The 5352-nt window shown below is 45.4% G+C and carries 7 protein-coding genes; 6 read left to right on the forward strand and 1 reads right to left on the reverse strand.

The features are described 5' to 3' along the window. Positions 1–169: 169 nt before the first annotated feature. The gene (locus tag AC3A8L_RS19480; protein ID WP_487963938.1) at positions 170–667 is read right to left on the reverse strand and encodes a hypothetical protein; all 498 of its coding nucleotides are present in this window, start codon (positions 665–667) and stop codon (positions 170–172) included. A 469-nt stretch (positions 668–1136) separates the two neighbouring features. On the opposite strand from AC3A8L_RS19480, the gene rpsF reads away from it, so the two are divergent. The 6 genes from rpsF (at position 1137) to panD (ending at position 5138) form a co-directional block, all read left to right on the forward strand. After that, a complete protein-coding gene (rpsF, locus tag AC3A8L_RS19485) occupies positions 1137–1595 on the forward strand; it encodes a 30S ribosomal protein S6 (protein ID WP_487963939.1) in 459 nt (152 codons plus the stop codon). A 2-nt stretch (positions 1596–1597) separates the two neighbouring features. Beyond that, positions 1598–1825 carry a 30S ribosomal protein S18 gene (gene rpsR, locus AC3A8L_RS19490; RefSeq protein ID WP_487963940.1) on the forward strand — a complete coding sequence of 76 codons (228 nt, stop codon included), beginning with the start codon at positions 1598–1600 and terminating at the stop codon, positions 1823–1825. 11 nt (positions 1826–1836) lie between these two features. After that, complete coding sequence (gene rplI / locus AC3A8L_RS19495; protein ID WP_487963941.1) at positions 1837–2283, forward strand: 50S ribosomal protein L9; 447 nt, start codon at positions 1837–1839, stop codon at positions 2281–2283. 131 nt (positions 2284–2414) lie between these two features. After that, positions 2415–3821 (forward strand): replicative DNA helicase, encoded by a 1407-nt coding sequence (gene dnaB, locus AC3A8L_RS19500; RefSeq protein WP_487963942.1) that lies wholly within the window; start codon positions 2415–2417, stop codon positions 3819–3821. A gap of 51 nt (positions 3822–3872) precedes the next feature. Further along, complete coding sequence (gene panC, locus AC3A8L_RS19505; RefSeq protein ID WP_487963943.1) at positions 3873–4727, forward strand: pantoate--beta-alanine ligase; 855 nt, start codon at positions 3873–3875, stop codon at positions 4725–4727. A gap of 30 nt (positions 4728–4757) precedes the next feature. After that, positions 4758–5138, forward strand: a complete 381-nt coding sequence (gene panD, locus AC3A8L_RS19510; RefSeq protein WP_487963944.1) for an aspartate 1-decarboxylase — start codon at positions 4758–4760, stop codon at positions 5136–5138. Positions 5139–5352: the final 214 nt, after the last annotated feature.

A 5352-nucleotide genomic window follows, 5' to 3' on the forward strand; every position in this document is an offset into this window, starting at 1 on the left:
TCCTGCAATGTCTAATAAGGGGCTCCTGCCCCGATGCGTTATTCTAATAACCTGCCTCCCTGCAGGCCCTCTTCGCCTAATTGGATAAACTATTATTGCCTCGCCCCTTAATACTTAAAAAGGCTTTAGGGGTTTTCCTCTAAAGCCTTTTTTTGTTTAAAGATAGTCTTTAAAGGTAGCCTTTAGCGAATACGCCAACAACATGAAACTGTTTGTAGTCTTGAACGGCTTGAACATACCAAGTTTGAGGTGTGTTTTCAGCGGTGCGCTGTAGTTGCATTTCTCGCTGAAGGTTTTCGGGTGTGGTGTCACGCCAGAAATAAATGCCAAGATCTGGATAGATGTAAGACATTCCAAGCTGCGGGTCTGAGTTGTCGTAATTGCCCTGCAAGCTCATGCGCATAATTGTTTTATGGGCTTGTTGCTTTAGTGGGTTGAAGCCAAAGAGGTGGGGCTCTAAGGTTGTAATTATGGGGTCTTTATTGACGCAAACAGCAATGGCTTTTTCGTGTTTAAAGTCGATAACTAATTTGCCTTGGCAATAAATATCGCGCTGCTGGGTGTGGCGTCGCTGCGGGCTTAGCGAAAGCATGGCTTTCGAGACCTCTTCTCTCGACATGCCGAGCATGACGGGGCCAATCCCGCGCGTTGGGATGATTTCTAGCATAGGCTTGCATCGTAAGCTTTTGGCTTACGGTTCCGGGTTGTTGATGTTAAAACCTTGTTTTTGTCTCTTTCTATTATGGTTGACCAGTCCTGGTCTGTGACGCTATTGGTATGTCTACTCGGCCCGCTTATAGATGCAAGCTCGATTAGTGTGCTTTGTTAAAGCTGCGCCACTATTTATTCCCTTGGTGGGAATAATAGACAAACTAAAAGCGCTAGGCACGACATTTTTTGTCAATAATTGTGCGTCAGTGACGCTTTTGGTTTTTTGTGGTTAATAACTGTCCGTTAAGATCTTTTTGTGAATGCATTGTCTGGCTCTTGGTGGCTTGTCGAATTAAGGTTTACCAATAGATTGCATACTTTGTTGAATTCTTATATAGTCCGCGCCCGATTCCGCAGCCTTTTGGGTTGTGGTTCTCCTTGCCTCACCGCACTTTAGTGGGAGGCTTAACCCGTAAGGAGCTACAATGCGTCATTACGAAATCGTGTTCCTGGTCCACCCTGACCAGTCTGAGCAGGTACCTGGTATGGTTGAGCGCTACACAGCGTCTATCACCGGTGCTGGTGGTACTGTTCATCGCTTTGAAGACTGGGGTCGCCGCCAGTTAGCGTACTCAATCAATAAAATTCACAAAGCACATTACATTCTTTTGAATGTTGAATGTACTGGTGATGTGTTGGAAGAGTTAACTACTACATTCCGCTATAACGATGCCGTTCTTCGTAGCATGGTTGTCCGTATGGACGAAGCTGTGACTGAAGAGTCGCATATCATGAAAGCTGAGAATGAAAATCGTGAACGTAAGCAGCGTGCAGAGCGTCGTCAAGAAGAAGTCGTCGTTGCTGTCGTTGAAGATGAACCAAAAGCTGTAGACACTGACGAAGATGACAGTGGCGATATAGCTGAAAAAACTGAGGAGAATTAATCATGGCTCGTTTTTTCCGTCGTCGTAAGTTCTGTCGTTTTACTGCTGAAGGTACTATCCAGATTGATTATAAAGATCTGGAAACACTTAAGGCCTACGTTAGTGAAACTGGCAAGATTGTTCCTAGCCGTATCACCGGTACTAAAGCAAAATATCAGCGTCAATTAGCGACTGCTGTTAAGCGTGCGCGCTACGTTGCTTTATTGCCATACACTGACAGCCACGAGTAAGGGGTAGCCAGATGGAAGTTATATTGCTTGAAAAAGTTGGCCGTCTTGGTACGGTTGGCGACAAAGTTAGTGTTAAATCAGGCTTTGGCCGTAATTATCTTTTGCCGCAAGGCAAAGCGATTACAGCGACTAAAACAAACGTTGCTGATTTTGAAGCGCGTCGTAATGAGCTAGAAGCTGCTGCCAACGATAAATTGGTATCTTCAAACGCTCGAGCTAAACAGTTAGCTGAACTTGTTGTTACCATTAAAGCGAATGCTGGTGACGAAGGTAAGTTGTTCGGTTCTATTGGCGCTCGTGATATTGCGAATGCCATATGCTCTGCAGGCGTTAAAGTTGCTAAAGCTGAAGTTAAGTTGCCTGAGGGTACTTTGCGTGATTTAGGCGAGTATGATGTTAATGTGCAGTTGCATGTTGATGTGATTCAAATAGTGAAGTTGGTTGTTGAGGCTGAATAAGCCCCAATAATAAGCAGTCGCTTTGAAGAAAGGCATGGGTGGAGATAATCCACTCGTGCCTTTTTTATATCTGTTGTTTTTTGCGTATGATGCACAAGCCCTGATTTTTATTTTACCTAGACGAATTCATTATGGCCGAGCTAGAACCCGATTACCCTGACTTCCATCATGACGGTGGTGTAGTTGCGCGCGAAGAGACTGTATTGCCGCGCTCGATTGAGGCGGAGCAGTCTGTGTTGGGTGGCTTGATGCTTGACGCTACGGTGTTTGATGCGGTTTGTGAAATCGTCTCAGAAACTGATTTTTTTAAGGCTGCGCACCGAAGTATCTTCCATGTCATGTTGCATTTGGTTGAACAAGAGCAACCCATTGATGTGATTACGGTATCGGAGGAGTTAAACCGGCGTGATGAGCTGGCCGCTTCAGGTGGCCTAAGCTACCTAACTGACCTCGCCTCTAACGTGGCGGGGAGTGCAAACTTAGGTGCCTATGCGCGAATTGTACGAGAGCGTTCTACGCTGCGGCAATTAATATCGGCGGCAGGAGAGATAAGCCAGGCGAGTTTTAATCCTGGGGAATTAGGTTCTGACGAGCTGTTACAGTTAGCCGAAAAGCGATTATTAGAAATTTCAGAAGATCGCCCAAAAGAGGGGGGCTTTCAAGGTGTCAATAGCCTTCTAAAAACAACGGTTGCAAAAATCGACCAGTTGTTTCGGTCTGATAGCGACCTGACGGGCTTGCCTACCGGTATTACTGACTTGGATGAGCGAACGGCTGGCTGGCAGCCCGGTGAGCTTATTATTTTGGCGGCTAGGCCGTCAATGGGAAAGACTGCGCTTGCTTTGAATTTCGTTGAAGCTTCCGTTATGAGTCAGCCGCAACCAACGCTTGTTTTTAGTATGGAGATGCCCGCAGATTCGCTGGTGATGCGAATGCTGTCCTCCATAGGGCGCATTGATGCCGGTCGTATTCGTAATGGTAAATTGTTGGAAGAAGATTGGCCTAAGCTAGAGGCCGCTGCACGTAAGCTCAAAGATAAACTGCTTTTTATTGATGATACTCCAGGCTTAACTCCAAGCGATGTCCGGGCTCGAGTCAAGCGTGTTGCGCGTGAGCACGGTAATCCCGGCATGATTATGTTGGATTACTTGCAGTTGATGCAGGTAGCGGGAGCATCGGAAGGGCGTACTCAGGAAATTTCTGAAATTTCGCGCTCATTAAAGGCTCTGGCGAAAGAATACAGTTGTCCTGTTATTGCATTATCCCAGCTTAACCGAAGTGTGGAAGCAAGGCCGAATAAACGGCCTATGAACAGTGATCTGCGAGAGTCGGGTGCCATCGAGCAGGATGCGGATGTTATTTTATTTATCTATCGCGATGAATACTACAACGAAGAAAGTCCAGATAAAGGCATTGCCGAGCTGATTATTGGTAAGCAGCGTAATGGTGAGATTGGCACTAGTCGGGCAGCTTTTGTGGGTAAATATACCCGCTTCGAAAATTTAGCGCCCGAGTATTTTAATAATGACATGCACTAGCTGTAGTGCGTGCATTGTGCGTTATTATCCAATATTAAATATGAGTTTCTAATGCAAAGTTTTCATCATATTGCTTCATTGCGAGAAGCTTTACAGGTTCACCGCGATGCGGGGCGATCGATTGCTTTTGTACCCACAATGGGCAATTTACATGATGCCCATATAGCGTTAGTTAAACAGGCCAAATCGTTATGTGATGTTGTGGTGGCGAGTATTTTCGTTAATCGCTTACAGTTTGGTCTGAATGAAGATTGGGATCGCTATCCTCGTACATTGAAGGTTGATAGTGAACGCTTGACCTCGGTAAATTGTGATTACCTGTTTTGCCCTGACGAGCACGAAATATACCCAAACGGGATGGATCAGCAGGCTAGAGTAATTGTACCAAGCATGGCTGATGTTCTTTGTGGTGCCAGTCGCCCAGGGCATTTTGAAGGCGTCACAACGGTAGTGTCTAAATTATTTAATATTGTGCAGCCGCAAATGGCTGTATTTGGTGTGAAAGATTACCAGCAGCTTGCGATTATTCGCCGAATGGTCGAAGACCTTTGTATTCCCGTAGGTATCATTGCTGGGGATATTGTAAGGGAAGTCGATGGCCTTGCAATGAGCTCCCGTAACTCTTTTATTACACCAGAAGAACGCCCGAAGGCTAATCAGTTGAACCGTAGTTTGAATTGGGTTGCGCAAGCAATTAAAGCGGGGAGGCAAGATTTTCTCGAGCTTGAAAAAACAGCGGCTGAACAAATTAAAACCGCAGGCTTCAGTGTCGATTATTTGTCTGTTTGTAATAGCCAGTTTTTACAACCGGCTGCAAGTGATGATGCTCAATTGACTATTTTAGGTGCCATGTATACGCAGGCAGCCCGATTAATTGATAATGTCAGTATTACGCTAGAGGCGTAAACGCTACACCAGTATTTAGAGGTTTTTTTCATGCAATCTACCCTATTAAAAGGCAAGTTACACATGGCTCGTGTTACCCAAGCAGAGCTTTGGTACGATGGTTCTTGTGCCATTGATAGTGACTTTGTAAAACTTGCAGGTTTATGCGAGTTTGAGCGTATTGATATTTATAATGTCGATAATGGCGAGCGATTTAGCACCTATGTCATATTGGCTGAGGCGGGCTCTAAGACTATTTCAATGAACGGCGCTGCCGCGCGGAAGGTTCAGGTCGGTGATCGTGTCATTATTGCGGCTTACGGACAATATAGTGAGTCTGAAATGACCACGCATCAACCAAAGTTAGTATATTTGGCCGAAGGTAATACTATTGACCGGACCAGTAATACCATTCCTGTGCAGGTGGCTTAGTTTTAGTGGTTGTCCTTGAACAAAAAAACGCGCTAATTTGCGCGTTTTTTTTGGTTCCAAGAAAAGCGCATTTAACCCCATTAAGGTATGCGTTTAGGGGCGTGCACGGAATAAGTTGCTGGAATTTGGGTTTTTGGGTGCTTGCTTGGCGAGGCGAAAATATGGCGTAATAGCCGGCTATTGCAAATATTTTTGTAACTATTCAGCCATGCTC

Source organism: Marinagarivorans sp., assembly GCF_982758155.1.